This is a genomic window from Aureimonas populi (genome assembly GCF_017815515.1).
In the GTDB taxonomy this organism is placed as follows: Bacteria; Pseudomonadota; Alphaproteobacteria; order Rhizobiales; family Rhizobiaceae; genus Aureimonas; species Aureimonas populi.
Genome location: NZ_CP072611.1, coordinates 2967906 through 2991673 on the forward strand (window position 1 = coordinate 2967906; position 23768 = coordinate 2991673).

The following is a 23768-nucleotide window of genomic DNA, read 5'->3' on the forward strand; positions in this document are numbered from 1 at the left end:
ATCCCCGATGGTGCGATGGATTGCGCCGGGCGGCAAGGTTCTTAGCGGCGCGGCGGCCGGGGATCGAAAAAGGCGAAGCCCAGGAAGCCGAGCGCAAAGCCCCCCAGATGCGCTTCCCAGGCGATAGGCCCGCCCCCGAACGCGCTCCCCAGCCCACTGCCGAGAAGGAGGTTGGTGGCGAAGAAGATGCCCACGAAGAACAGGACGGTCCGGTCGGACAGGCTTTGCAGAACCGTCAGGCGCGGCGCCAGCGCCACCTCCCGGTTGCCGAGGCGCCCGAACCGCCCGAGCGCGAATCGCGCCGCTCCACCCATCACGGCCGAGACGACGCCGGAAGCGCCGATCATCGGCGCGGCGATGGTGGGATTGACAACATAGAACAGCCCGGCCCCCGCAAGCGCGCCAAGGAGGCAGAAGACGAGGAAGCGAACTGTGTGGAGCCGGCGCGCGACGGGCGTGCCGAAGGCGAGGAGCCAGGCGCAATTGGCGGCCAGATGCGTCCAGTCGCCGTGCAGGAAGGCATGCGTGACGGGGGACCAGTAGTCGGCGCCGTCCGGCCGGACCTGGCAGAAATCGGCAAGGTCGCGATAGCAGCCGGCGATGAAGGCGTAGTCCAGAATGACGAGCGTGTCCTGCGATGCGCTCAGGAGCTGCATCCGCCAGAGATGCACGAAGACCAGCGCGGCGATGAGGGCCAGGACGATCCGCGGGACATTGAAGGCCGGCGGATTGGCCGGCGCGCCCTGGATCGGGGGCGTGCCGTTTCGAACATGCGCGTCCATGAAAGCTCCTTTGCCGCAGCTCCTCCATCTATGGCGCTGGCCCGACCCGCGCCAGCCTTCAATCCTCACGCTTCGTTAATCTTCCATCCTTACCTTTTGTCCATCGCCCTTACCGTTCCGTCACGCAGCGACAACGACCATGCAAGGCAACGTCCTTCTCCGGCCAGCCGCGTCCGAGGATCGCAGCGACTTCCAGCGCGTGGCCGTGGACCTGCTCGGCCGCTTCATGCTGGAAAGCTTCGACGAATATCCCTGCCGCATCGACAACATGTCGCCCGGCGACGTGGCGGTGATGACGCCGGTGGAGCCGGCCCTCGGCGAGCGCGTCATACTCTACGTGGACCATGTCGGGCGGATCGAGGGCAGCGTAGAGCGCGTCTTCGCCGGCGGTTTCGCCGTCTCGATCAAGGCCTCGGATCGCAAGCGCGAGAAGCTGGCGGCGCAGCTCACATGGCTGGCCAACCGCCACGAGCTGAACCTGCCCGAGGACCGGCGCCACGACCGTATGGCGCCGAAGAACTCCTCGGTGAACCTCACGCTGGAGGATGGTCGGACGTATCCGGCGCGCATCCTCGACCTCTCCCTCTCGGGAGCGGCGCTGATCTGCGACGTGCGCCCGGCCATCGGCTCGCGCATCACGCTCGGGAGCACCAGCGGGCGCGTGGTGCGGCACATGGAGGATGGTATGGCGGTGGAATTCGCCCGCATCCAGGACCGCGACACCCTGCTCGAGAGCATCGGCTAGACGCTTCGCATACGGGGCATTCGCAGAAATTTTCAAAAAAATTTTCGAGGGATGCCGCCCGTTGGCGGCCTGCGTTAACCGGTTGGTCCCGCCCCGTTAACCATGGGTCGGCGGGCCCGGAACGCATCCGTTTCAGCCGCTGCCGCCGTGGTTAACGGCCGCAGCGCCGTCTCCCCTGCCCCGTTAACATTCGCGGCCTGCCGCCCCAAGGGCCGCGCCCTCACCGTTCAACCAAGGTGAAGATCGGCATCGGCATGATGACCGGGCGGTAAATCGGCACGGGCCTCGCCGGCCCGATTCCTCAATCTTTGCGCAAGCATGATCCCTGAACGAACTCTCGAAACTTCGTCGCAAATTGCGACGCGCGATTTCGAGCGGCGGTAAAATCGCGCTGCCAGTGTGCTTCCCAACGACGGGGAGCCAAGCGATGCGCAAGATCCTTCAGACAGCAGCCACGATCATCGGCCTCGGAGCCTTCGCGCTGGGCACCGGCAGCGCCGCGGCCACCATGCCCACGCTCGGCCAGAGCTCCCAGCCCATCGGGCACTACGAATTCTGCAAGACCTATTCGGACCAGTGCACGGCGAACCGCACGGTGGCCGTGGCGCCGATGAGCGATGCGCTGTGGCAGACCATGGTGCAGATCAACAGCGCCGTGAACACCGCCATCTTCCCCCGCACCGACCAGGAGATGCACGGCGTGCCCGAATTGTGGTCCTACCCCACCACGGAGGGCGACTGCGAGGACTACGCCCTTTTGAAGCAGTATATGCTGGAACGCGAGGGCCTGCCCCGCTCGGCCCTGCTCATCACGGTCGTTCGCCAGCCCAATGGCGAAGGCCATGCCGTACTGACCGTCCGCACCGACCGGGGCGACTTCGTGCTCGACAATCTCGACGAGCGCGTTCTCGACTGGAAGGAGACGCCCTACCGCTTCCTCAAGCGCCAGTCGGAGCGCCATGCGGGCCAGTGGCTCGGCGTGCATGACGACCGCGGCATGCTGGTCGGCAGCGTTCGCTGAAAACCGCGAAGGGCCGGTCTCTTGACCGGCCCTTCGCATTCCAAGGCCTCGTGCCAGGCCTACTCGATGTCGATATCGAGAATCGTCATCGTGAAATGGTAGGAGAGCTCGCCCTCCTCCGTATCCTTGGAGATCAACCCGGCGAACTCGTCCGACACGTAGACCTCGGCGGTATCGTTCTTGCGCGGCAAGGCGCGCACCTCGATGTCGGAGCCCCTGAACGTCTTCTTCAGGTAGCTTTCGAGCTTGCGGATTTCATCGCCCTTCAAGGGGTCTCTCCTTACTGGTCTTGTGCCCGCGCTAGCTAGCGCGCCTTGCGCGCAAGGCATACCCCTCGGCGCTCTAATTCAGTCCGGTTGTTCCACGAAGCTCTGGTCCATGGCGCGCGCCGGCTCGTCGCAGCCCGAGGAGCCGATGATGCGCGCCGGAATGCCCGCCACCGTGGAATTGGGCGGCACTTCCTTCAGCACGACGGAGCCGGATGCGATCTTGGAGCAATGCCCCACGCGAATATTGCCCAGCACCTTGGCGCCCGCCCCGATCAGCACGCCGTCGCCGATCTTGGGATGGCGGTCGCCGAACTCCTTGCCGGTGCCCCCCAGCGTCACGTCCTGAAGGATGGAGACATTGTTGCCGATCGTGGCGGTGAAACCGACCACGAGACCCGTGGCGTGATCGAGGAAAATCCCCTTTCCCATGCGCGCGGCCGGATGGATGTCGGTCTGGAACACCGAGGAGGAGCGGGACTGGAGGTAGAGCGCGAAATCGCGGCGCCCGCCGTTCCACAGCCAGTGCGCCAGCCGGTGGGTCTGGATCGCGTGGAAGCCCTTGAAGAAGAGCAAGGGCTCCAGGAAACGCTCGCACGCCGGGTCTCGGTCGTAGACGGCCTGGAGGTCGATCCGCAGGCTCTCGCGCCATTCGGGCGCCGCGAGGCGCATCTGCGTGAAGGCCTGCTCGATCAGCGTCGCCGGAACGTCCGCATGGTCGAGACGCTGGACGATGCGATGAACCACCGCGTCGTCCAGGCTCGCATGGTTCAGGACCGTCGCATAAAGGAAGCCCGACAGCGACGGCTCGCGTTCGGCCGCCTCCATCGCTTCCTCGCGCACCTGGCGCCAGATCGGATCGACGCTCTCCAGGCGCTCAGGGCTGTGCTTTCCGATCACCGTCATCCGGTTCGTCCTCATCGTCGGCCGCCGGCCGTCATCGTGCATATGATAGGGCTGCGGGGCCCGATGCGGAAGCCGTACGTCAGATAGCCGGGATCGCGGCGTCCTCTTCCAGGAACCGGACGACCTCCGCCTTGAAGCTCCGGTCGCCCACCGCCAGCATGTGATCGCGCCCCTCGATCGCGAAGGCATGGCCATTGGGCATCAGCTGCGCGAGCTCCGTGGCCGAGCCGGCCAGATCGTCCCTGGTTCCGACGCCGATGAGGGTGGGTTGGCGGATTCGGCCCACCTCCTGCGCGGTCAGCTCCTTGCGTGAGGCGGTGATACAGGCGGCCAGCGCCTGTCGGTTGCTGCGCGTGCGGTCCGCGAAGGCACGGAACATACGGCCGCGCTCGTGCGTCACATCGTCCAGCGACGGCGCCAGAAGCGCGTCGGCGATCGGGTCCCAGTCTCCCACACCGTGGACGAGGCCGAGCCCGAGCCCGCCGAAGACGAGGGCGCCGACCCGTTCCGGCCCGGCCAGCGCCGCGAAGGCTGAAACGCGTGCGCCCATCGAATACCCGAACAGGACCGCCCGCTCGATGCCCAGATGGTCGAGAAGGGCGAAGGCATCGCCTGCCATCTTTTCGGGCGTGTAGGCGGTGGGGTCGGTCGGCTTGTCCGACTCGCCGTGGCCCCTGTGGTCGAAGGCGACGGCGCGGTAGCCAGCCTGCGTCAGCACCTGCACCCAGCCGGGATCGACCCAGTTGACCCGCATGTTGGACGCAAAACCGTGAACGAGCAGCACGACGGAGCCGTCGCGCGGCCCTTCGTCGAGATAGGACAGGGAAAGGCCCTCGTTCGTGAATGTCGCCATCGTCGTTTCCCTCGCGCGTCGAACGCCCGTCCCATAGCGCGGGCCGAGGCGGCACGGCCACCCTGTTCTTTTCCCCTCGCGCTCGTTAATATCGCGCGCAGAGACGAGCATCGATCCCGGAGAGTCCCGATGGCCGGACATGGCACCCCGCATTTCCAGAACGACGCCGGCCACCCGGTGATCGAGGTCGGGGTGACGGAGTTCATGTGCGTGGGCGCGAACCCGCCTTTCGATCATCCGCACGTCTTCCTGGACATGGGCGACGACGGGGAGAAGGTCTGCCCCTACTGCTCCACGCTCTACAAGCTCAACCCCGCGCTGGGCCGCGACGAGACAAGCCCCGCCGGATGCACCTATCTGGAACGCGCCGCCTGACCAGAGCCGGGCGATGACGGAACGGTCGCGATCGGCGATTCCCATCGTGGGCGCCGGAATCGGCGGGTTGGCCGTCGGCCTCGCGCTGGCGCGCGCCGGCTTCGACGCGGACATCTTCGAGCGCACGACGCGGTTCGAGGAGGTGGGCGCCGGCATCCAGCTTTCGGCCAATGCGCTGCTCGTGCTGGAACGGCTTGGCGTGTTCGGCCTGGTGTGCTCGGCCTCGACGGCGGCCGAAGCCGTCACCTTGCGGGACGCGCGCAGCGGCAAGGCCATCGCCCACGTGCCCGTGACATCGCGGGAAGGCAGCGGATATCTCGTGCTGCACCGCGCCGACCTGCACCGGGCCCTGGCGGAAGCGGTGGCAAGCGAGCCGCGGCTCGAGCTTCACACGGGTGTCGAGCTGACCGGCCTTTCGGCCGATGGCGGCCGGGCGGTTCTTCGCCTGAAGCGGGACGGGCGCGAGTTCGAGCGGGCCCATCCCATCGCCATCGCGGCCGATGGCGCACGCTCGGCCGCCGTCTCCAGTCTCGGGCTCGCGCCCGCGAGGCCCACGGGCCGCGTGGCGGATCGCTTCGTGGTGGATCAGGGTGCCGCGAGCCCGGCTCTTGCCGCCTCCATCGAGGCTTGGCTCTCCTCCGGCCGCCATATCGTTACCTACCCCGTTCGCGGCGGGCGCCTTCTCAATATCGTGGTTATCGGGCCCGACAAGACGGAGCCGCCCTCCGGCGAGGCGCTTTGGTCGGGCCTTGCCGCGCCGCTCGGCGAGGCGCTGCGCCGGGCGCGCTATCTCGGCCGCTGGCCGCTTCTCTCCGCGCCGGCAAAGCGGCGTCTGGTGCATGGCGGGGCGCTGGCGCTGGTGGGCGATGCGGGCCACGCCATGCCGCCTTTCGCGGCGCAGGGCGCGGCCATGGCAATCGAGGACGCCTATGTGCTGGCGCAATCCCTGTGCCTCGAGCCCGATCCACGCCTGGCGCTACGGCGCTACGAGGCCGAGCGGCTGCCCCGCCTTGCCCGCTTGCGGAGCCGCGTGGCGTTCCATCGCTTCGTCTATCACCTGCCGCGCCCCTTCTCTTTCGCGCGAGACGCCGTGCTGGCCATGCGCTCTCCGTCCTCCCTGCGGGACGATCTCGCATGGCTCTACGACTGGCGGCCTTGAGCGATCGCGCCCGAAGCGCCCTTTCAAAGCCGCAACGCCCCCCTACTTCTTCGACAACCTGACGGCCGGTGAAACGGCCGCACGGCTTGCGCGGCAGAGGAAACCGCCATGCCGACTCGGGCCTGCAAGGGACAATTGCAAAGGTCGATGACTATGCCGAACTTGAATCGAACCGGCCGTTTTCTGTCGGTCGCCGCGCTCGCAGCCTCCACGGCCCTCAGCGGGCCGCTGGCGGCCTATGCGCAGGAAACCTCGGCGGTGCGCCTTGCACAGGTGAGCGAAGAACAGATCGTTCCGCCGGTGGAAGAGCCCGCACCGGAGGCCGCGCCTGAGCCAGAAGCTGCACCGGAGCCGGAGCCCGAGCCGGCCCTCGAGCCTGAGCCAGCCCCGGATCCCGAGGCGGTGCCCGAGCCCGAAATGCAGGAAGAGCCTGCGCCGGAGCCCGCCCCCGTGGAGGAACAGGCCGCGCCCGAATCCTCCGTGCCGGATCCGGCCGAGACCTCGCCGGACCCCGACGCGCCTGTCGGCGAGCCGGAAGAGCTCCCGGTGGACGAAGGCACGCAGACCGACATAGCGCCCGGCACCGACACCCCCGCCGAAGCGCAGCCTGAGCCCGAGGAGACCCCCGTGGAGGAGGCGCCGACGGAGGAGCCGCAACCGCCGGCCGATGCGCCGCCGAGCGAGGCTCCCGAGGCCGATCCGGCAGAGCCCGCGCAGGCCACGGAGGAAACCCCGGAGCCCGCACTGGAGGCGCCGGCCGAAACACCGGTCGTTCCCGAAGCCGCACCCGAGGAGGTGACTCCGGAAACGCCGGCTGAAAACGCCATCGTCCCACCCGCTGCCGAGACCCCGCTCGAGGGCGAGGCGCCTGCCGAAGGCGAGCCTGCCGCTCCCGCCGAGGAGGCCGCGCCCGTCGAGACGCTAGCCGCTCCGCCGGCCGAGACACCTCAACCCGTGGACGCGGCCATCCAGGAGGCGCCTGTGGCCGCCGATGGGCTGGCGGCCAGCGATGCACGCGTCCAGAACATCCAGAACATCCAGATCGAATCCATCACCAATGTGGAAGGAACACGCATCGACGCCGCGCCCGAGCCGGAACTGCCGCCGCAGGTGGAAGTGCGCGAGCGCATCGGCAACCGCGATATCCTGACCATCGTGGGCGCTGGCCTGGCGGGCGCCGCGGCGGGTGCTGCCGCCTCCTACTTCATCCGATCGGACGATACGGAGCGCCTGCGGGGCGATTCGCAGGAATTCTATGTCGAGGAGCTGCCCCGTGGGCTGACGCGCGAGACGATCGTGCGCGACAACGGCGTGCAGATCGTCACCGTGACGAACCGCTACGGGGACGTGATCCAGCGCTCGCGCATCATGCCGGATGGCCGTGAGGTGGTACTCTTCTACGATCCCTATTCCGAGGATGAGCGGCAACCGGACTATTACTACGATGCCGGCGCCGAGCTGCCGCCGCTTCAGCTCACCATTCCGCGCGAGCGCTACATCGTCGATGTGGCGGTGCCGGACGAGGACCTCTACTACGACACGATCATCGCCCCGCCGGTGGAAACGGTGGAGCGGATCTACTCGGTCGACCAGGTGCGCCGCTCGGAGCGAATTCGCGACAAGGTGCGCCGCATCGACCTGAACACCATCACCTTCGGCTTCGGGTCCGCCCAGATCGAGCAGGCGGAACTGGAAAACCTGCGAGCGCTTGCAGATGCCATCGGCCGGGTGCTGGAGGCCAATCCGGACGAAACCTTCCTCCTGGAGGGCCATACGGACGCTGTCGGCTCCAACGAGGCGAACCTTGCGCTTTCCGACCAGCGGGCGGAATCGGTGGCCATCGCCTTGACCAACTATTTCGACATTCCTCCCGAGAACATCGTTACCCAAGGCTATGGCGAGGAGTTCCTGAAGGTGGAGACGCAGGAGGCAAACCGGGATAACCGCCGCGTTACCCTGCGCCGTATCACCGCGCTGGTGAAGCCCGTGGTTAGCGCGCAGGCGGACTGACCGCCTATCTCATCACCGAACCGGAAGGCCGGCGGCACGCAAGTGTCGCCGGCCTTTTTATGTCTGCCCTGCTTTGTTAGAGCCCCGGGGGACGAAACGTCCGAGAAGGAGAAAGCGGTGGTGGAGGCAACGCATTCCATCGTAGCGGCGGGAGCTTGGCTGCTCGCCTGGTCCGGCGCGGTCGCCGCCGAGGCGATTTCCCCCGAGGCGGCGTTGCAGCGGCTGTTCGAGGAGGCCGCACCGGACGCCGACTGGTTCGCGCCCAGCTTCCTGGCCGCCGTGCCGCCCGCGCAGATCGAGGCGATTGTGGAGCAGATGACGCGGGCCTATGGCGCGCCCTCCTCCATCGAGCAGAGCGGCGGCCGGTTTCTCCTGCGCTTCGACAAGGCGGAGATTCCAGCGGAAATCGCTCTCGACGAGGAAGGGCGCATCACCGGCCTGTTCTTCCGCCCGGCCGTCGAGATCGGCGGCAGCCTGGACGAGGCCGTCGCGCAGATCGCCGCTCTGCCCGGTTCCGTCTCGCTTCTCGTGACCTCGAACGGAGAGACGACCGCGCAAGCCGGCACTCAAGAGCCGCTCGCCGTCGGCTCCGCCGCGAAGCTGGTGATCCTCCGCGCGCTCCAGATGGCGGTGGAAGCTGGCGAGCTCGAATGGGAAACCGTGGTCGAACTGACGGAGGCGGATCGCTCGCTGCCCTCCGGCCTGTTGCAGACCTGGCCCGAGGGCACGCCCCTGACATTGGGGTCACTTGCCAATCTCTCGATTTCGTTGAGCGACAACACGGCCGCCGACATGCTTTTGCGACGAGCAGGGCGCGAGGCGGCACAAGCCCTTTCCCCTCGCAACACGCCGTTCCTTTCCACCCGTGACCTTTTCGTTCTGAAGGCGAAGGGCAATGAGGAATATCTCGCCCGCTACACGAGCGCGGACGAATCCGGCCGTTCGGAGATATTGAACGAACTGGCCGGCCTGCCGCTGCCCGGGACGGCGCAGTTGTGGAGCCGGCCCGAGCTTTCGGCCGAATGGTTCATGACACCGCAGGAGCTCTGCGACCTACTGGCGGCGCTCCAGGAGGTGCCGGCCATGGGCATCAACCCCGGCCTTGCCGACCCGGCCGATTGGGACGGCATTGCCTATAAGGGCGGATCGGAGCCCGGCGTCCTCAACCTCTCTACGCTCGTGACGGCGGACGGGGCGCAGCACTGCGTGGTCGCCTCCTGGAACGACGAGGCGCCCCTCGAAGAGGAGCGCCTGATGGGGCCATACCGCTCGATCCTCAAGCAACTGGCGTCGACTTAGCCCTAAGCCTCCTTGTCGTCGTCGGGCACCGGCGAGCGCTCGGAGGAGAGGAAATTGCCGAAGGTCTGCAGGCCTTCGACATAGTTCGCCAGAATCTTCACGCCCACCATGATGGGCACGGCAAGGAACATGCCGACCACGCCCCAGATCCACCCCCAGAAGGCGACGGACAGGAAGACGGCGGCGGCATTCATCTCAAGCCGCCGTCCTACTACCAGCGGAGTGAGGAACTGGCCCTCCACCGTGGTGCAGGCGAAGTAAAGCAGCACCGGCACCATGGCCGCGCCGAGAGAGCCGAACTCGGCGAGCGCAATGACGCCGACCATCGCCATGCCGACGACGGCACCGATATAGGGAATGTAATTGAGGATGAAGACGAGCGCGCCGAAGACGGCGGGCGTCGGCATTCCCGTCCACCAGAGCAAGCATCCCACCACCACGCCCAGCGCCGCGTTGATGAGCGTGATGGTGAAGAGGTAGCGCGACAATTCCCGCTCGATTTCGTGGGCGATGGACAGCGCCCGCTTCTTGTCCGAGAAGGTGGGCATCGCTTCGATCAGCTTCTGGTGGAAGAGCGTGCCCGAGGAGAGAAGGAAGAACAGGAAAATCAGGGAGAAGGCGACGCTGGCCAGCATCTGCGGCGCGGTCGTTGCCGCATTGTCGAGAAGCGTCGGGCTGCGGACGATGACCTCCTGGGGCTCGTCCTGCGCGGCGCCGGGCGTGCGGTTCTCGGTGGAGGACTGCACCTGCCCCTCGGCGCGCTCCAGCGCGCTGAAACGGCTTCGCAGGATGGATATCTCCCGCTCCACTGCCTCGACATAGACTGGCGCGTTCATTGCGATGCGGGTGATGGGCCCGCTCAGCATATAGAAGGCCGCGATGAGCCCCAGGAGCGTGCCAACCACCAGCACGATGGCAGAAACCGGCTCCCAGATCTTCAGCCGGCGCCGGGAGAATCGCACGATGGGGCTCAATACCAGGGCGAAGAGCAGAGCAAAGATGACGGGAAGTGTGAACGACGCCGTCATGTAGAGCGCGCCGCCCAGAAGGATGAGAAAGATTCCGATCACGGCCCAGCGCGGGCCGAGTTGCACCGTCTGATGGCTGATCAGGCCGATATTGCGAGCCACGACGGTTCGCGCCTTGACGTGTTCCTCACTGGTCCGTTCGGACACGGCAATTCCCCTTATGGCCCTGAGCCTGCGGGAAACGTGGCGCGAATGAGAGCGTTCCGAGGCACGCCCGCGAAATCTCGGAGGCGGCGGGAAGGCGTGGATTCTCCATCCCCGCGCCCCGCCCTGCCCGTTTAATGCAGGATTTGCGACAGGAAGAGCTTGGTGCGCTCATGCTGTGGGTTGGCGAAGAACTCCTGCGGCACGTTCTGCTCCACGATCTGCCCGGCATCCATGAAGATGACCCGGTCGGCCACCTGTCGCGCGAAGCCCATCTCGTGCGTCACGCAGATCATCGTCATGCCTTCCTCGGCGAGGCCGACCATGACGTCGAGCACTTCCTTGATCATCTCCGGGTCGAGCGCGGAGGTCGGCTCGTCGAACAGCATCACCTTCGGGTTCATGCACAGGGAGCGCGCGATGGCGACGCGCTGCTGCTGGCCGCCGGAAAGCTGGCCGGGATATTTGTTCGCCTGCTCGGGGATCTTCACCCGCGTCAGATAATGCATGGCGATCTCCTCGGCCTTCTTCCGGGGCATCTTGCGAACCCAGATCGGCGCGAGCGTGCAGTTTTCCAGAATCGTCAGATGCGGGAACAGGTTGAAGTGCTGGAACACCATGCCGACCTCGCGGCGCACGACGTCGATCTTCTTCAGATCGCTCGTCAACTCGATCCCGTCCACGATGATCTGCCCCCGCTGGTGCTCCTCCAGCCGGTTGATGCAGCGGATCATGGTCGATTTGCCCGAGCCGGAAGGGCCGCACACCACGATGCGCTCGCCCGTGCGCACCTTCAGATTGATATCGCGCAGGACATGGAACTCGCCATACCATTTGTTGACGTCGATCAGCTCGATCGCGACCTTTTTCGACATCGTCTCGCGGGGCTGCGTCGGGCGGGCTGTGTGGGCGTCGATATTCGTCATGGCTGACCTCCGCTCGTGCGGGTTGATGAGGGGCACGCCGGCACTTCCGCCGTACCGCACCGGAGGCGCCCGGCCGGTCTTCGGCAGCGCGGCCCGGCGCTATGGAGTCGTTGCGAAGCGCCTCAGGCAGGGCGCTTTAATTCTTGTGGCCCTTCTGGAGCCGCCGCTCCATGGAGATGGAGTAGCGCGACATCCCGAAGCAGAAGAGCCAGAAGATGAAGCCGGCGAAGACGAGACCCGTGGCCGGCGTGGACGGCGTGATCCAGGTCGGATCGGAGAAGCCGCGCCGCACCGTGCCGAGAAGGTCGGCCAAGCCGATGATGTACACCAGGCTCGTATCCTTGAAGAGGCCGATGAAGGTGTTCACGATGCCGGGGATGACCAGCGTCAGGGCCTGCGGCAGGATGATCATCCGCATCTTCTGCCAGTAGGTCAGAGCCATGGCGTCGGCCCCCTCGTACTGGCCACGCGGAATGGCCTGGAGCCCGCCACGGATCACTTCGGCCATGTAGGCGGCGGCGAAGAGCGAGACGCCGACCAGAACACGCAGGAGCTGGTTGAAGCTCACGCCGCTCGGCAGGAACAGCGGCAGCATGAAATTGGCCATGAAAAGCACGGTGATCAGCGGAACGCCGCGCCAGAACTCGATGAAAATGATGCAGAGCAGGCGCACCGCCGGCATTTTCGACTGCCGCCCGAGCGCCAGCAGGATGCCGAGCGGAAGGGATGCGGTGATGCCGACGACCGCGACGACCAGTGTCACCAGCAAGCCGCCCCAGAGGTTGGTCGGCACGAAGGGCAGGCCGAAATTCGCCGTCAGCATCCACAGGAGCGCGACCACCGCCAGGGCCGGCAGCAGGACGAAGAGAGCACCTCCCCGGTTCTCCGCCGTGCGCCAGACCGCGAAGGCGGCGAGCGCGATGCTCAGGATGGCGACCACCGACGCGCCGAGCGCGAGCGTCGTGAAACGGAATCCGAAATAGGCCGTCCGGCTGCCTGGGATGGCCATGTTCGCCAGGAAGACCAGCGCGGCGAGCGCGAGGCCCCAGGATGCGGCCTTCATCGCCCAATGGCGATGGACCGTCGCGCTGCGGCCGGAGGCCAGAAGCACCGTGATGCCGCCGGCCAGAAGGAAGAGGAAGGCAACCGTGGCGCCGCTCATCTGGAGCCGCCCGCCCGTCAGCAGCACGAAGGCCACGAAGGGGAAGACGAACAGCAGAAGCAACGCATTGAGCCGCTTGAACGGCGCGCGCGGCAGCGCCATGGGCAGCAGCAGAGCCGCGAACAGCACGAAGACCACATCCACGCGCCAGCGCTGGGCCAGCGGATAGAGGCCATACATGAACTGGCTGAAGCGTGCCTTCACGAAGGCCCAGCAGGCCCCCACCGTCTGTCCTTCCTGCGCCAGGCAAGCGGTGCGATCCGCCCCCTCGAAGACGGCGCTGAGCACCGCCCAGTTCAGGATTCCCCAGAAGGCCCAGATGCAAAAGGCACCGAAGACGATCGTCAGAAGCGCATCGGACGGCGTCGCGAAAAGATTCTTGCGCACGCGGCCCGCCAGGCCGACCTCGTCGGCCGGAGGCGGCAGCGGTTCCTTCTGTCCTCTCGCGACGAAGCGGGCGACCTGTTCTTCCATACGGGATATGCTTCCGATGCTCAGCGCTCGACGAGCGCCATTTTACGGTTGAACCAGTTCATGAAGAACGAGACGGTGACGCTCAGCCCGAGATAGACCGTCATCCAGACCACCACGACCTCGATCGACTGGCCGGACTGGTTGAGGACGGTCGAGCCGACGGCGACCAGCTCGGGATAGCCGATCGCAAGGCCGAGCGAAGAGTTCTTCGTGAGGTTGAGATATTGGCTCGTGAGCGGCGGTATGATGACCCGGAACGCCTGCGGCACCACCACGAGGCGCAGGGCCAGACCCCGGCGAAGGCCGAGCGCCGCCGCCGCCTCGTTCTGCCCTTTCGAGACCGAAAGAATGCCGGCGCGCACGATCTCGGCGATGAAGGAGGCCGTATAGACCGCGAGGGCCAGGAAGAGAGCCAGGAACTCCGGCTTGATCTGGAAGCCGCCGACGAGATTGAACGTACCCCGCTCCGGCGCCTCGAACTCCACCGGCGAGCCCGACAGGAAGAAAGCGACCAGCGGAACGCCCACGATGAGGGCGAGCGCGGGCCACAGGATGCTCGTCCGCTGCCCGGACTGCATCTGCCGCCGCCGGTAGACCCGCGAAAGGACGATGGTCGCGACGATGCCCGCCAGAAGGAGCAAGCCCGCGACCCAGGCCCCGCTCTGGAAGACGGCAACCGGCGTCTGCAGGCCACGATTGGAGATGTAGGAGGAGAAAGGCAGCTCGATGGCGTTTCGCGGCAGCGGCAACACCGCCAGCACGCCGAAATACCAGAACAGGATGACCAGGAGAGGCGGCAGGTTGCGGAAGATCTCGACATAGGCGGTGCAGACGGCGCGCACGATCAGATTACGCGACAGGCGGCCTATACCGACCAGGAAGCCCAGGATCGTCGCGAAGACGATGCCCGTCGAGGCCACGATCAGGGTATTCGTCAGCCCTACGAGGATTGCGCGCCCGTAGGTCGAGTTGCTGGAATAGTCGATGGGGAGCTGCGCGATGTCGAAGCCGGCGCGCGCGCCCAGGAAGCCGAAGCCCGATGCGATGTTGGAAGCGGCCAGGTTGCGGGCCGTGTTGTCCACCATCCACCAGCCCAGCCCGAAGATCGAGGCGATGAGCACGATCTGGATGACCGCGCTGCGAACCTTCGGGTCATTGAGGACCGAATCTCGGGTCTCGATGGACCCGGCCCTGCTTGTATCTGCGGTCATGAGACCCCGTTTACTCGGATTGAGGGGACCTTCGCCGCGCCCCTTGTGGACCGCGGCGAAGATCGGACTCTACGATGCGAAACCCGCGCCCTTAGCGGACGGGCGGAGCGTACTGGAGGCCGCCATCGGTCCACAGCGCGTTCTGGCCGCGAGCGATGCCGAGCGGCGAACCGCTGCCCACGTTGCGCTCGAACATCTCGCCGTAATTGCCGACGGCGGCGATGGCCTGGGCGGCCCAGTCGTTGGAAAGGCCGATGCCTTCGCCGAACGCATCCTCCGTGCCCAGGAGACGGCGAATCTCGACGTTGTCGGACTGCTTCATTTCCTCCACATTCGCCTGCGTCACGCCGAGTTCCTCGGCGTTCAGGAGGGCGAAATGCACCCACTTGGCGATGTCGAACCACTGCGGATCGCCGGCACGCACGGCCGGGCCGAGCGGCTCCTTGGAGATGATCTCGGGCAGGACGATATGCTCGTCCGCGTTGCCGAGCTCGAGGCGCGAGGCGTAGAGGCCGGAGGCATCCGTGGTGAGCGCGTCGCAGCGCCCGCTGTCATAGGCCTGGTTCACGTCGGCCTGCGACTCGATGACCACCGGGTTGTAGTCGAGATTGTTCGCCGCGAAGTAGTCCGCGAGGTTCAGCTCGGTGGTGGTGCCGCTCTGCACGCACACGGTCGCGCCCGACAACTCGAGCGCGGAGGTCACGCCGAGTTCCTCGCGCACCATGAAGCCCTGGCCGTCATAGTAGTTCACGCCCACGAACTCGAAGCCAAGCGTCGTGTCGCGGCTCATCGTCCAGGTTGTGTTGCGCGACAGGATGTCGACCTCATTGTTCTGCAGCGCGGGGAAGCGCTGGACGGCCGAGAGCGGCGAGAACGTCACCGCCGTGGGGTCGCCGAAGATGGCCGCCGCGACCGCGCGGCAGTAATCGACATCGAGGCCGGCCCATTCGCCCGCGTCGTCCTGGAAACCGAAACCGGGAAGGCCGGTGTTGACGCCGCAACGCAGGGCGCCGCGATCCCGCGTCTCCTGCAGGGTCTGCGCGGACGCCACGCCGACAGTGCCCAGGGCAGCCGAAACCGCAAGCGCGCCTGTGAGAAGCTTCAATTTCATCAGTTCACCTTCCGAGTTGAGATATCGGACCATAGAACAACACCACTATCGACAGCCGACGCGCAGAGGAGTTCGGTCGTTGGACTTCCGTCCTACCGGGATCACATGCCATAAAAATTTGCAGGTCAAGCTTTTGACGTGATTTTCCACCGCCAGGCTTCTTCGCCCCTACCAATGCATTCTAAAAAGACAGAGAGAGCGTAAATTGAGCACCGAGAATAAAGAGACCGCCGGACGGGCCACCCGTCTGCTGCACGCAGGCCACGAACCGAAGGTCTTTCACGGCTTCGTGAACCCCCCGATCGTCCATGCGTCGACGGTTCTTTTCCCCAATGCGGCGGCCATGCGCGAACGGGGCCAAGCCTACACGTATGCGTTGCGCGGAACGCCCACGCTGGACGCTCTTGAAGGTGCCTTGAACGAGTTGGAGGGGTCTGCCGGCACGGTGCTTCTGCCCTCGGGCCTGGCAGCGGTCTCGGTTCCCCTGCTCGCGTTCCTTTCGAGCGGCGACCATTTGCTCGTCGTCGATTCGGTCTACGGCCCGACGCGGATCTTCTGCGACGGTATGCTTCGGCGTATGGGCGTGGAGGTGGAATACTTCGCCGCCTCGCTCGGTACAGGGATCGCCGCGCGCATGAGGCCGAATACCCGCGCCGTCTTCCTCGAAGCGCCGGGCTCCAACACGTTCGAGATGCTGGACGTGAAGGCCGTCGCCGAGATCGCGCATGGCGCGAATGCGGTCGTGATGATGGACAACACCTGGGCGACGCCCCTCTTCTTCCGGCCGCTGGAGCACGAGGTGGACCTTTCCATCCACGCCCTGACGAAATATCCCGGCGGCCATTCGGACGTCATGCTGGGCTCGGTTTCCGCCACGCGCGAGGCGTTTCCACGGCTGCGGGCGGCCCAGATGCAGATGGGCATCAACGCCGCGCCGGACGATGCCTATCTCGTCTTCCGTGGGCTGAAGACCATGCCGGTCCGCCTTGCGCATCACCAGGCCGCCGCGCTCGACCTGGCGCACTGGCTCGAAGGCCGGGAGGGCGTGGCCCGCGTCCTGCATCCGGCGCTGCCCTCCTTCGAAGGGCACGAGCTCTGGCGTCGGCAGTTCAGCGGCTCGAGCGGGCTTTTCTCGCTGGTGCTGGATGGCGGCGGCCGCGCGCAGGCCGAGGCGTTCCTGGATGCGCTGGAACTGTTCGGCCTGGGTTATTCCTGGGGAGGCTTCGAAAGCCTGGCGCTCCAGCCCAGCCTGTCGGACCGCACGCTCACGCCGGTGCCGGCGGAAGGGCCGGTCATCCGGCTCCAGGTGGGGCTTGAGGACCCGGAAGACCTGCGGCGCGATCTGGCACGCGCGTTGGAGGCCGCGGCGAACGCGCGATAGCGCTTGAGCCCGCACGTACCGGCAGGAGGCCCGCCAGCCCCCTGCCCCCGTGCCTGAATTCGTAGCCCAGGCCCCGCTGGGCGAGCCAGCGCCCCAGAACCACCGCCGTAGCGAAGCCGATGGCAAGCCCGGCCGCCACGTCGCTCGGGTAATGGGCGCGGACCACGATCCGCGTCAGCGCGAGCGAAACGCCGACGATCAGGATCGGCAGGCGAAGAGCCGGCATCCAGACCATGGCGACGGCCGTCACCGCCGCCATGGTGCTGGAGTGGCCCGAGGGAAAGCTGGCGAAGTGATCACCCAGCCGGGCAAAGGAGAAGGACAGGCTTCCATACTCGTCCAGTAACGGCGGGCGCGCGCGCCCGAACGCCCGCTTGAGCACCTGCACGACGATCTGCGCGATGGAGACGGCGGCAAGCAGGTAGCCAGCGTGGAAGGCGAAGCTGGCGCCTCTCAGCCGCCGGCTGCGCGGCAGCTCGTGCCATTCCACCATCCATAGGCCCAGAAGGATCGCGAGCGTCGGGTAGAGATACCATCGAATCAGCCCGGCGTCGGTCGCGTAGCGCAGGAAGGAGAGGACACCCTCCGGCTCGGCCAGCATGGCGCGCCCGACAGCCTCGTCGATGGCAAAGAGAAAGGGAAGCGAGACGAGAAGGAGCGCCAGGAGCGCCCCGACCGGCCATGTGACAAGCGCCGGCGCATCGGGCCGCGCCTTGCGGCTCAGGCGGCGCGCCGTAAAGAGCGCCGAACGCGCGAGCGTTCGGGGGTGGGCCAGATAGCGGCGGCGGGGTTTGGCCGGGGGCGCGCTTGAATCATCACCCTGTCGCTCGTCGGCGGTGATATCCGGCCGCATGGGTCTTTCTCTCCGATTGCGGATCGAAAGCTAGCATCCGGCCTTCTCCGTTCAACTGCGCCCATGGAACAATTGGCCGAATTCCATGGGCACCCGCGCCGCGCCCGGTGCGCGACGCGGGTGGTCGCCTTAGCCCTGGGAAGGCGGCGTGCCGGCCGGAAGCTGCTCGAGCACAGTGTTCTGCGCCAGAACGAGAGCGTCGATGCAGGCGCCTTCGTCGCCGGCGGCCTGCGCGGCTTCCGCCTCGCCGACATGCCCGCGTGCCTCGCCCACTTCCAGACCGCCCGCTTCGGCCTGCTCCACAAGCTGCACGATCTGCGGAAGCGCCTGGGCGCAGGTTGGGGTGGCCTGCGGCTCTTCGGCGGGAGTTTGGGCGAGGGCGAACGAAGGCGCTGCGGCCAGGAGGGCGGATGCGAGAATGATTGTCTTCACGGTCTGCTCCGTTTTCTGTGATCGCAACGGCGTCTCGATGCCGTTCGCGTTTTTCGAAGGTCGCCCGCGTCCGTGGCGATAACAGGCAGATCACGTGTTCGTTACGTGACCATTCGGGGGCCGCGAAATCATCCGCCGTATTTTTGAGCTCCGGGAAAAATCCTTATACGGGATGCGCTTGCACGGCAGGAAAGAGCCGGAACCGATATCGGAGCTGCCCCCTTTCCAACATGAGCATGAACATACAAGGGCTGGAGGCGCGGGGTGGTGTGAGTTCCGCTTTCGACGGCGGCGTCGTGAGGGGCGGGTCGTCTAATCGCACCTATGTCAAGGGCGTTGCCTTTCTGGATCAGGTCGGCCGTTGTCTGATCGTATGCCGGGTACAGGGTCGTCTACGCGGTCGATACGATGCGATCGCCGCAGGATGGGTTCCGCAGGAGAGATCTTCCTATGTTCGTTGCGCACTCGGCCGCAGGTCGGCAGGTGCTTCCCGCTTCGCGGAATGATCTCGTCCGCGTCCCGGCAGGGACGACGCGGAGCGTCCGACGGGGACGCTATCGGTGGAACGGCATGACAGGCTGTAGGGGGAGATGGGCGTTCGCACCGGTCATGATGTGGCTCGGACCCCGGCTTGCGGGTCGAACAATTCGCCGGTTTTGAGCATCGCGTGCATGATCACGGCCAGCTTGCGTGCGAGCGCCACGGCCGCTCGCTTGAAGCCGAGCCGCTCTTTCAATTCCAACGCCCAGCTTCGCAACGTGTTCGCGGCCCTCGACCGGTTCAGGATAACAGCGGCCGCCTCATAAAGAAGGCTGCGCAGTCGATTGTCGCCGCGGCGCGAGATATGTCCGTCATAATCGACCTCGCCGGACTGGAAGCGCCTCGTGGTCAAGCCGACCCATGCCCCAACGGCACGCGAGTTCCTGAAGTTTGCCGGATCCTCGACGGCTGCCACGAACGCGGTCGCCGTGACCGTGCCAACCCCGGGTACCGAAGTCAGCAGGCGGCAGCGCTCATCCTCGCGGGCCATGCCGTTCAACTGCTTGCTCAACTCCGCCACCCGGAGCCGGATGCCCCCCCAGGCCCGAAGCATGGGCAGGATGATCCGTGCCAGCTTCATGTCGTCCCGCAGAAGCTCGCGCACGTTCCGCTCGAACACGCTACCCGCCCCCTTGGGGACGAGAAGACCGAACGTCTTCATCAGCCCACGGATCTGGTTCGACATCTGAAGCCTCATCTTGAGAAGCTGACGTCGCGCCGTGACCAGCGTGCGGATCAGCATGCTGTCAAAGCCCTTCACCCGGACTTCCCGGTAGAAGCCGATCTCGGCCAGATGCGCCAAGCCGTCGGCATCGTTCGCATCGGTCTTGTTCGGCGCCATGTCGAGCGCCGCCTTGGCATGGCGCGCGTCGATGCAGATCGCCGACACGCCCTCCGCCGTCAACGCGTGATAGAACCAGACCGATAACGGCCCGGTCTCGAACACCACTCGCTCGGCATGAGGAGCGCGCTTGCGGATCAGCGCCGCGACCAGCCGAGGCTCGGACGGGCACTTGCCGCGCCACACCCTCTTACCATCCTGCCGGATGGAGACCGCGGTCTCATTCATGGATACGTCGAGACCAATAAACTGCTTCATGGCTGTCCTCCGTTCGATGACTGGGCCCGGTGCCCATCGCGAGCCCGTTTCTCCATCCTATCGGGGAACAGCCACCAGCCAGACGTTCGAACAGTACCGCCGAGCAAACTCTCGCGGCTATCGCTCCCGCGATTACGTCATGTTCGTTAAACGCCGCGGCTCAAGCCGCGCGAGTCCCATGAAAATAGGAAGGAAGAAGCCCCATGAGGACTGTCGCCGTTCTGGCCGGCCTGCTGGCTCTGGGAGCGTGCCAGACGCAAGGGATGCCAAGCTCCTACGACATCTACGCCTCGGAGTATCGGGACGGCTCTGGCAACCGCTGTGTCCAGTATGCGTACGAGTCCGGCCGCTCGCGCTACGAGTTCGAGAGAAGCGTCACGGGCCAGGCTTATGCGGCGAGCAACGCCAATGCCGAAGCCGAGCGCGCCTTCCGGTGGTGCAAGGCCCGCCGGCCCGCATAGAAGGGACTCGGGCATTCGTTTTCTCCGCGGTGCGAGAAGAATGGGAGATGGATGGATCGTTGCACCGCGTCAATCGTTAACGCCTTGGCCGCCGACGGCCGGTGTCCGTTCGCGTCGGCGATACGTCATGAAGGAGAAGACGATGAAGCGAGTTCTTGCCACGGCCCTCCTGGCAGCATTTGGCGGCGCTCAGATGGCCCATGCGGCCGACCTCCCGCGCTACGAGGCGGTTGAGGTCTACCAGCAGCCGGGAGAGCGCGACGGGGTCCGTATCGGTTACCTGAATTGCGAGGTCGGCGGGGGCGTCGGCTACGTCCTCGGCTCTGCCAAGGAACTGAATTGCGTGTTCCAGTCGACCACCGGCGAGCAGCGTTCGGAAACCTATGCCGGCACGATCCGAAAGATGGGCATCGATCTCGGCTTCACCACGCGCGGCCAGCTTGTCTGGGCCGTCTTCGCGCCGACGGCCGGATATCACCAAGGCTCGCTGAGCGGCCTCTACCAGGGCGCCACTGTCGAGGCGACGCTGGGCGCGGGCGCCGGCGCAAACATCTTGGTCGGCGGAACCGCTGGCTCGGTGCAGCTCCAGACCGTCAGCGTCACCGGCCAGCTCGGCCTCAATGCCGCGGCCACCGGAACTTCCGTAACCCTGACAGCCGTCAACTGACTGAAAAAGGGCTGAGCACCACTGCGTGCTCAGCCCTTTTGTATCGGGACTCACCACAGATCATTGGTTCTCGGATTGCCAAGAACCACTACATCCGCCGCGCGGGCACCGCCCTTCGCCGCAGCCGAGAAATTGAACGGAAACGGCCTGACAGCCCCTTGAACCGGTCGCGGGCGTCGGGACAAATATGTCAACGATTTCAATGAAGAAAAGTGATCTGGCGACCCCGGCAGGATTCGAACCTGCGACCATCGGCTTAGAAGGCCGGTGCTCTATCCACTGAGCTACGGGGCCGAAGGCAGGGGCGGGACGGATGTCCTGCCGTCAGTGTGTCCAAGGCTGGACGCGGTCGTAGCGAAAATTGTCCGAGTAGGAAACCTTCTGGCGCACCGGCCGGTGGTCTTCCTCGATGCGATAGGGGATTGCGTGACGCTCGCAATACTCAACGGCCTGCTCCTTCGTGTCGAAGGTCATTCGCACCTGCGAAAGCATGTCGGATGAGGACGTGTAGCCCATCAACGGCTCCACCTGCTTCGGCTCGTTAGGCTCGTAGTCAAGGCGCCAAGACTGTGTGTTGCCTTTGCCGGATTGCATCGCGTTGCGAGCGGGACGGTAGATGCGGGCGATCATGGGAACTCCCTCCGGACGATCAGAACACGAAGCGCCACCGGGAACTGGTCGGAGCGGCAGGATTCGAACCTGCGACCCTCTGGTCCCAAACCAGATGCGCTACCAGGCTGCGCTACGCTCCGACAAGGACGGTGACGCCTTGCTCTGCCTGCGATCTGCGGCTTTCGGCAGCGGAAGTCAAGCCGAACCTACGGGTTGAACGCGCGCACCGCACAACAGCCTCCGGCAGGCAGCGAAAGAGCCGGCCTCGGCCCTGTGGCCGGCCGGCTCTGCGCAGAAATCCGCTTGCTCAAGGCCGCGACACCCATCTACGGGCCGCCGGCGATGGAACCCATCACGACCATGACGAGGTCATCGACATCGATCGCCCCGTGCACGGCAAGACGATCTCCGTCCATCCGCGCGGTCAGCTTGCCTTCACTGGCCTCTGCCTGGCGCTGGATTTCCTGGATGATCGCCTCGCGAATCTCGGCATCGACGCTCATCGCGCTCTCCCGCCTAGACCGGTTTCCCGTCACCTTCCTCCTCGAAGCTCACGGCCACATCGGCATTGGCCGAGAGGCGCACGGTCTTGCCTTCGATTTCGGCGATAAGCGCGGCGGGCACGTAGTGATGATGCCCTTCGTGCCGCCCCTCGCCGCTATCCGCGCGCGTGAGCTTGATCCGGTCACCCTCGATGCGGTCCACCGTGCCCACCGGCACGCCATCGGCACCGACGACCTGCATATGCTCTTTCACGTCATTCAGACTGCTCATGATAAAACCTTCCTGTCGTCATGCCGGCAGCGTGGCTGCCACTGCTAGATGATCTTGCGCTTCGACGGATCGCCGCCGCCGATACCGGCCAGACCACCGTCCTTGTCGTCGATATCGCTTTCCGGCCGGCGATCCTCCGGGGACACGATGCCGTCCTCGCGCACCGGTTCGGGCAAGATTTTGTCCGTCTCGCGCGGGTCGTCTGGGGTTCTGGACATCGCCGTTCTCCTGCATCCGTTTGCAGAGAAGAAGCCGGAAGTCCGCCCGGAAGTTCCGGCTCTGCCGCGATGTCATGCGGGCGCGTGGCTTCCGAGGTCTGGATTAACGCGATTCGCTCGCCGGCCCGGCGATGATCGGATGGTCGAGCCGGTCGTCGACGCTGACGCCGTAGCGGGCGGCGGCACCGCCGTTCAGCTCAAGCACGTAACGCACCGGCTCGCCGGAGGGGATCGGCGTGAGGGAGAGCGGCCGCGCGTTCCTGGCGATGGTCGCCACGGTGCCGTCCGGGCGCAGGAAGAGCATGTCGAGCGGAATCAGCGTGTTCTTCATCCACATCGAAACCGGGCGGGTCTCGCCGAAGTCGAACAGCATTCCATGATCCTGCGCCATCTCCTCGCGATGCATCAGGCCGGTGGCGCGCGTGTCGGGCGTGTCGGCGATCTCCACGGAGATGCGATGGCGCCCCGACTCCGTGAGCAGGGTGGCGGTGGAGCCGATGGAATTGGACGTAAAAACGAAATAGGAAGCCACCGCCAGCACGAGGACGATGGCGAGCACCTTCCAGTTGCGGCGAGCCGAAAGAAGCGCGGAGGCCATCAATGGGCAGGTCCGCGCACGGGGCCGGTGCCGGGATGGATTTCGGCCGCCATCAGTCCTTTCGTGCCGGTGCCGAAGCGCACGAGCACGTCCTGTCCTGGCCTGAGCTCTGTCATGCCGTATTGGCGCAGCGTTTCCATATGGATGAAGATATCCTCCGTCCCCTCGCCCCGCGAGAGGAATCCGTAGCCCTTCGTGCGGTTGAACCATTTCACAGTGGCCGCTTCCAGCTCGCTTGTCGGCTCCACCTGCACATGGGTTCGGGCTGGCGGAAGCTGAGAGGGATCTACTGCAGTGGTCGGGTCCATGGAAAGGACACGGAAGGCATGGAGCCCGCGCTCGCCCCGCGTCACCTCGCAGACCAGACGCGCGCCCTCGATGGCCGTGGCGAATCCGTCTCGCCGCAGGCATGTGACATGCAGCAGGATATCCTCGCCCTCGTCATCGGGCACGATGAAGCCGAACCCCTTGGCCACGTCGAACCACTTGATCTGCCCGGAGACGACATGTGTCTCGGCCGCGCCGGCGGGAGCGCCGGCATCCTCGGCATCTTGGGTTGCGGGGTTCCGCCGCGTCATGTGGAGTCCCGTCTCTCGTGATCCTGCGATCATGCACCAATCGAGGCAGGCGGCAAGCACCTCCCGCCCTCGGAGATATCCGC

The 23768-nt window shown here is 65.9% G+C and carries 27 protein-coding genes and 2 tRNA genes; 9 read left to right on the forward strand and 20 right to left on the reverse strand.

Annotation, left to right across the window (positions count from 1 at the left end):
* Positions 1-41 precede the first annotated feature (41 nt).
* A complete protein-coding gene (locus J7654_RS13995) occupies positions 42-782 on the reverse strand; it encodes a rhomboid family intramembrane serine protease (protein WP_209736493.1) in 741 nt (246 codons plus the stop codon).
* A 139-nt stretch (positions 783-921) separates the two neighbouring features.
* Between J7654_RS13995 and J7654_RS14000 the strand changes: the two genes are divergently transcribed.
* Together J7654_RS14000 and J7654_RS14005 are read left to right on the forward strand one after the other, a co-directional pair.
* Positions 922-1527: a PilZ domain-containing protein gene (locus J7654_RS14000; RefSeq protein ID WP_209736494.1), complete on the forward strand. Its 606-nt coding sequence runs from the start codon at positions 922-924 to the stop codon at positions 1525-1527.
* A 427-nt stretch (positions 1528-1954) separates the two neighbouring features.
* Positions 1955-2548 carry a transglutaminase-like cysteine peptidase gene (locus J7654_RS14005; protein WP_209736495.1) on the forward strand — a complete coding sequence of 198 codons (594 nt, stop codon included), beginning with the start codon at positions 1955-1957 and terminating at the stop codon, positions 2546-2548.
* A 59-nt stretch (positions 2549-2607) separates the two neighbouring features.
* Here the strand turns inward: J7654_RS14005 and J7654_RS14010 are convergent, their stop codons facing one another.
* The 3 genes from J7654_RS14010 to J7654_RS14020 all read right to left on the reverse strand — a co-directional run bounded on the left by J7654_RS14010 (position 2608) and on the right by J7654_RS14020 (position 4573).
* The gene (locus J7654_RS14010; protein WP_377946516.1) at positions 2608-2877 is read right to left on the reverse strand and encodes a DUF3126 family protein; all 270 of its coding nucleotides are present in this window, start codon (positions 2875-2877) and stop codon (positions 2608-2610) included.
* Positions 2878-2895: 18 nt separating this feature from the next.
* On the reverse strand, positions 2896-3720 hold the full coding sequence (gene cysE, locus J7654_RS14015; protein ID WP_209736497.1) for a serine O-acetyltransferase: 825 nt from the start codon (positions 3718-3720) through the stop codon (positions 2896-2898).
* Between the two features lie 79 nt (positions 3721-3799).
* Positions 3800-4573, reverse strand: a complete 774-nt coding sequence (locus J7654_RS14020) for an alpha/beta fold hydrolase (protein WP_209736498.1) — start codon at positions 4571-4573, stop codon at positions 3800-3802.
* Positions 4574-4702: 129 nt separating this feature from the next.
* On the opposite strand from J7654_RS14020, the gene J7654_RS14025 reads away from it, so the two are divergent.
* From J7654_RS14025 to J7654_RS14040, 4 genes are all read left to right on the forward strand, one after another.
* Positions 4703-4948, forward strand: coding sequence for a zinc-finger domain-containing protein (locus tag J7654_RS14025; RefSeq protein ID WP_209736499.1), 246 nt, complete (start codon positions 4703-4705; stop codon positions 4946-4948).
* A 13-nt stretch (positions 4949-4961) separates the two neighbouring features.
* Positions 4962-6107 (forward strand): FAD-dependent monooxygenase, encoded by a 1146-nt coding sequence (locus J7654_RS14030; RefSeq protein ID WP_209736500.1) that lies wholly within the window; start codon positions 4962-4964, stop codon positions 6105-6107.
* A 153-nt stretch (positions 6108-6260) separates the two neighbouring features.
* Positions 6261-8117, forward strand: coding sequence for an OmpA family protein (locus tag J7654_RS14035; RefSeq protein ID WP_209736501.1), 1857 nt, complete (start codon positions 6261-6263; stop codon positions 8115-8117).
* A gap of 117 nt (positions 8118-8234) precedes the next feature.
* On the forward strand, positions 8235-9416 hold the full coding sequence (locus J7654_RS14040) for a serine hydrolase (protein ID WP_209736502.1): 1182 nt from the start codon (positions 8235-8237) through the stop codon (positions 9414-9416).
* Between the two features lie 2 nt (positions 9417-9418).
* Here J7654_RS14040 and J7654_RS14045 read toward each other — a convergent pair whose 3' ends face one another.
* From J7654_RS14045 to J7654_RS14065, 5 genes are all read right to left on the reverse strand, one after another.
* Positions 9419-10591, reverse strand: a complete 1173-nt coding sequence (locus tag J7654_RS14045; protein ID WP_245195509.1) for an AI-2E family transporter — start codon at positions 10589-10591, stop codon at positions 9419-9421.
* 131 nt (positions 10592-10722) lie between these two features.
* Complete coding sequence (locus J7654_RS14050) at positions 10723-11463, reverse strand: amino acid ABC transporter ATP-binding protein (RefSeq protein WP_209740583.1); 741 nt, start codon at positions 11461-11463, stop codon at positions 10723-10725.
* Between the two features lie 187 nt (positions 11464-11650).
* Positions 11651-13150 carry an amino acid ABC transporter permease gene (locus tag J7654_RS14055; protein ID WP_209736503.1) on the reverse strand — a complete coding sequence of 500 codons (1500 nt, stop codon included), beginning with the start codon at positions 13148-13150 and terminating at the stop codon, positions 11651-11653.
* A gap of 20 nt (positions 13151-13170) precedes the next feature.
* Positions 13171-14361 carry an amino acid ABC transporter permease gene (locus J7654_RS14060; protein WP_209736504.1) on the reverse strand — a complete coding sequence of 397 codons (1191 nt, stop codon included), beginning with the start codon at positions 14359-14361 and terminating at the stop codon, positions 13171-13173.
* A 91-nt stretch (positions 14362-14452) separates the two neighbouring features.
* A complete protein-coding gene (locus J7654_RS14065; protein ID WP_209736505.1) occupies positions 14453-15472 on the reverse strand; it encodes an amino acid ABC transporter substrate-binding protein in 1020 nt (339 codons plus the stop codon).
* Positions 15473-15677: 205 nt separating this feature from the next.
* On the opposite strand from J7654_RS14065, the gene metC reads away from it, so the two are divergent.
* Positions 15678-16853 carry a cystathionine beta-lyase gene (metC, locus tag J7654_RS14070; RefSeq protein WP_209736506.1) on the forward strand — a complete coding sequence of 392 codons (1176 nt, stop codon included), beginning with the start codon at positions 15678-15680 and terminating at the stop codon, positions 16851-16853.
* Here the strand turns inward: metC and J7654_RS14075 are convergent.
* The 3 genes from J7654_RS14075 to J7654_RS14085 form a co-directional block, all read right to left on the reverse strand.
* On the reverse strand, positions 16765-17706 hold the full coding sequence (locus J7654_RS14075; protein ID WP_209736507.1) for a phosphatase PAP2 family protein: 942 nt from the start codon (positions 17704-17706) through the stop codon (positions 16765-16767). The two genes, metC and J7654_RS14075, sit on opposite strands and share 89 nt — an antisense overlap.
* A 129-nt stretch (positions 17707-17835) precedes the next feature.
* A complete protein-coding gene (locus tag J7654_RS14080; RefSeq protein ID WP_209736508.1) occupies positions 17836-18138 on the reverse strand; it encodes a hypothetical protein in 303 nt (100 codons plus the stop codon).
* 607 nt (positions 18139-18745) lie between these two features.
* Positions 18746-19777, reverse strand: a complete 1032-nt coding sequence (locus J7654_RS14085; protein ID WP_209736509.1) for an IS110 family RNA-guided transposase — start codon at positions 19775-19777, stop codon at positions 18746-18748.
* 203 nt (positions 19778-19980) lie between these two features.
* Here J7654_RS14085 and J7654_RS14090 point away from each other — a divergent pair, with 203 nt between their 5' ends.
* Positions 19981-20238 carry a hypothetical protein gene (locus J7654_RS14090; RefSeq protein ID WP_209736510.1) on the forward strand — a complete coding sequence of 86 codons (258 nt, stop codon included), beginning with the start codon at positions 19981-19983 and terminating at the stop codon, positions 20236-20238.
* A 142-nt stretch (positions 20239-20380) separates the two neighbouring features.
* Positions 20381-20905: a DUF992 domain-containing protein gene (locus tag J7654_RS14095; protein ID WP_209736511.1), complete on the forward strand. Its 525-nt coding sequence runs from the start codon at positions 20381-20383 to the stop codon at positions 20903-20905.
* A gap of 218 nt (positions 20906-21123) precedes the next feature.
* Here the strand turns inward: J7654_RS14095 and J7654_RS14100 are convergent.
* The 8 genes from J7654_RS14100 to J7654_RS14135 all read right to left on the reverse strand — a co-directional run bounded on the left by J7654_RS14100 (position 21124) and on the right by J7654_RS14135 (position 23685).
* Positions 21124-21199: transfer RNA gene (locus J7654_RS14100), tRNA-Arg, on the reverse strand.
* Between the two features lie 30 nt (positions 21200-21229).
* Positions 21230-21535, reverse strand: a complete 306-nt coding sequence (locus J7654_RS14105) for an ETC complex I subunit (protein ID WP_209736512.1) — start codon at positions 21533-21535, stop codon at positions 21230-21232.
* Positions 21536-21580: 45 nt separating this feature from the next.
* Positions 21581-21657, reverse strand: a tRNA-Pro gene (locus J7654_RS14110).
* A gap of 186 nt (positions 21658-21843) precedes the next feature.
* A complete protein-coding gene (locus J7654_RS14115; RefSeq protein WP_209736513.1) occupies positions 21844-22020 on the reverse strand; it encodes a hypothetical protein in 177 nt (58 codons plus the stop codon).
* 13 nt (positions 22021-22033) lie between these two features.
* A complete protein-coding gene (locus J7654_RS14120; protein WP_209736514.1) occupies positions 22034-22291 on the reverse strand; it encodes a DUF2171 domain-containing protein in 258 nt (85 codons plus the stop codon).
* Between the two features lie 44 nt (positions 22292-22335).
* The gene (locus tag J7654_RS14125) at positions 22336-22509 is read right to left on the reverse strand and encodes a hypothetical protein (RefSeq protein WP_209736515.1); all 174 of its coding nucleotides are present in this window, start codon (positions 22507-22509) and stop codon (positions 22336-22338) included.
* A gap of 103 nt (positions 22510-22612) precedes the next feature.
* A complete protein-coding gene (locus J7654_RS14130) occupies positions 22613-23107 on the reverse strand; it encodes a DUF192 domain-containing protein (RefSeq protein WP_209736516.1) in 495 nt (164 codons plus the stop codon).
* Positions 23107-23685, reverse strand: coding sequence for a cold-shock protein (locus tag J7654_RS14135; protein ID WP_209736517.1), 579 nt, complete (start codon positions 23683-23685; stop codon positions 23107-23109). Before J7654_RS14135 ends, J7654_RS14130 begins: the two co-directional genes overlap by 1 nt.
* Positions 23686-23768 lie beyond the last annotated feature (83 nt).

Coding starts and splice junctions, on each gene's coding strand:
- J7654_RS13995 (WP_209736493.1), bottom strand. CDS start 782: ATGGACGCGCATGTTCGAAACGGCACGCCCCCGATCCAGGGCGCGCCG.
- J7654_RS14000 (WP_209736494.1), top strand. CDS start 922: ATGCAAGGCAACGTCCTTCTCCGGCCAGCCGCGTCCGAGGATCGCAGC.
- J7654_RS14005 (WP_209736495.1), top strand. CDS start 1,955: ATGCGCAAGATCCTTCAGACAGCAGCCACGATCATCGGCCTCGGAGCC.
- J7654_RS14010 (WP_377946516.1), bottom strand. CDS start 2,877: ATGCCTTGCGCGCAAGGCGCGCTAGCTAGCGCGGGCACAAGACCAGTA.
- cysE (WP_209736497.1), bottom strand. CDS start 3,720: ATGACGGTGATCGGAAAGCACAGCCCTGAGCGCCTGGAGAGCGTCGAT.
- J7654_RS14020 (WP_209736498.1), bottom strand. CDS start 4,573: ATGGCGACATTCACGAACGAGGGCCTTTCCCTGTCCTATCTCGACGAA.
- J7654_RS14025 (WP_209736499.1), top strand. CDS start 4,703: ATGGCCGGACATGGCACCCCGCATTTCCAGAACGACGCCGGCCACCCG.
- J7654_RS14030 (WP_209736500.1), top strand. CDS start 4,962: ATGACGGAACGGTCGCGATCGGCGATTCCCATCGTGGGCGCCGGAATC.
- J7654_RS14035 (WP_209736501.1), top strand. CDS start 6,261: ATGCCGAACTTGAATCGAACCGGCCGTTTTCTGTCGGTCGCCGCGCTC.
- J7654_RS14050 (WP_209740583.1), bottom strand. CDS start 11,463: ATGTCGAAAAAGGTCGCGATCGAGCTGATCGACGTCAACAAATGGTAT.
- J7654_RS14055 (WP_209736503.1), bottom strand. CDS start 13,150: ATGGAAGAACAGGTCGCCCGCTTCGTCGCGAGAGGACAGAAGGAACCG.
- J7654_RS14060 (WP_209736504.1), bottom strand. CDS start 14,361: ATGACCGCAGATACAAGCAGGGCCGGGTCCATCGAGACCCGAGATTCG.
- J7654_RS14065 (WP_209736505.1), bottom strand. CDS start 15,472: ATGAAATTGAAGCTTCTCACAGGCGCGCTTGCGGTTTCGGCTGCCCTG.
- J7654_RS14075 (WP_209736507.1), bottom strand. CDS start 17,706: ATGCGGCCGGATATCACCGCCGACGAGCGACAGGGTGATGATTCAAGC.
- J7654_RS14085 (WP_209736509.1), bottom strand. CDS start 19,777: ATGAAGCAGTTTATTGGTCTCGACGTATCCATGAATGAGACCGCGGTC.
- J7654_RS14090 (WP_209736510.1), top strand. CDS start 19,981: ATGAGGACTGTCGCCGTTCTGGCCGGCCTGCTGGCTCTGGGAGCGTGC.
- J7654_RS14095 (WP_209736511.1), top strand. CDS start 20,381: ATGAAGCGAGTTCTTGCCACGGCCCTCCTGGCAGCATTTGGCGGCGCT.
- J7654_RS14105 (WP_209736512.1), bottom strand. CDS start 21,535: ATGATCGCCCGCATCTACCGTCCCGCTCGCAACGCGATGCAATCCGGC.
- J7654_RS14115 (WP_209736513.1), bottom strand. CDS start 22,020: ATGAGCGTCGATGCCGAGATTCGCGAGGCGATCATCCAGGAAATCCAG.
- J7654_RS14120 (WP_209736514.1), bottom strand. CDS start 22,291: ATGAGCAGTCTGAATGACGTGAAAGAGCATATGCAGGTCGTCGGTGCC.
- J7654_RS14125 (WP_209736515.1), bottom strand. CDS start 22,509: ATGTCCAGAACCCCAGACGACCCGCGCGAGACGGACAAAATCTTGCCC.
- J7654_RS14130 (WP_209736516.1), bottom strand. CDS start 23,107: ATGGCCTCCGCGCTTCTTTCGGCTCGCCGCAACTGGAAGGTGCTCGCC.
- J7654_RS14135 (WP_209736517.1), bottom strand. CDS start 23,685: ATGACGCGGCGGAACCCCGCAACCCAAGATGCCGAGGATGCCGGCGCT.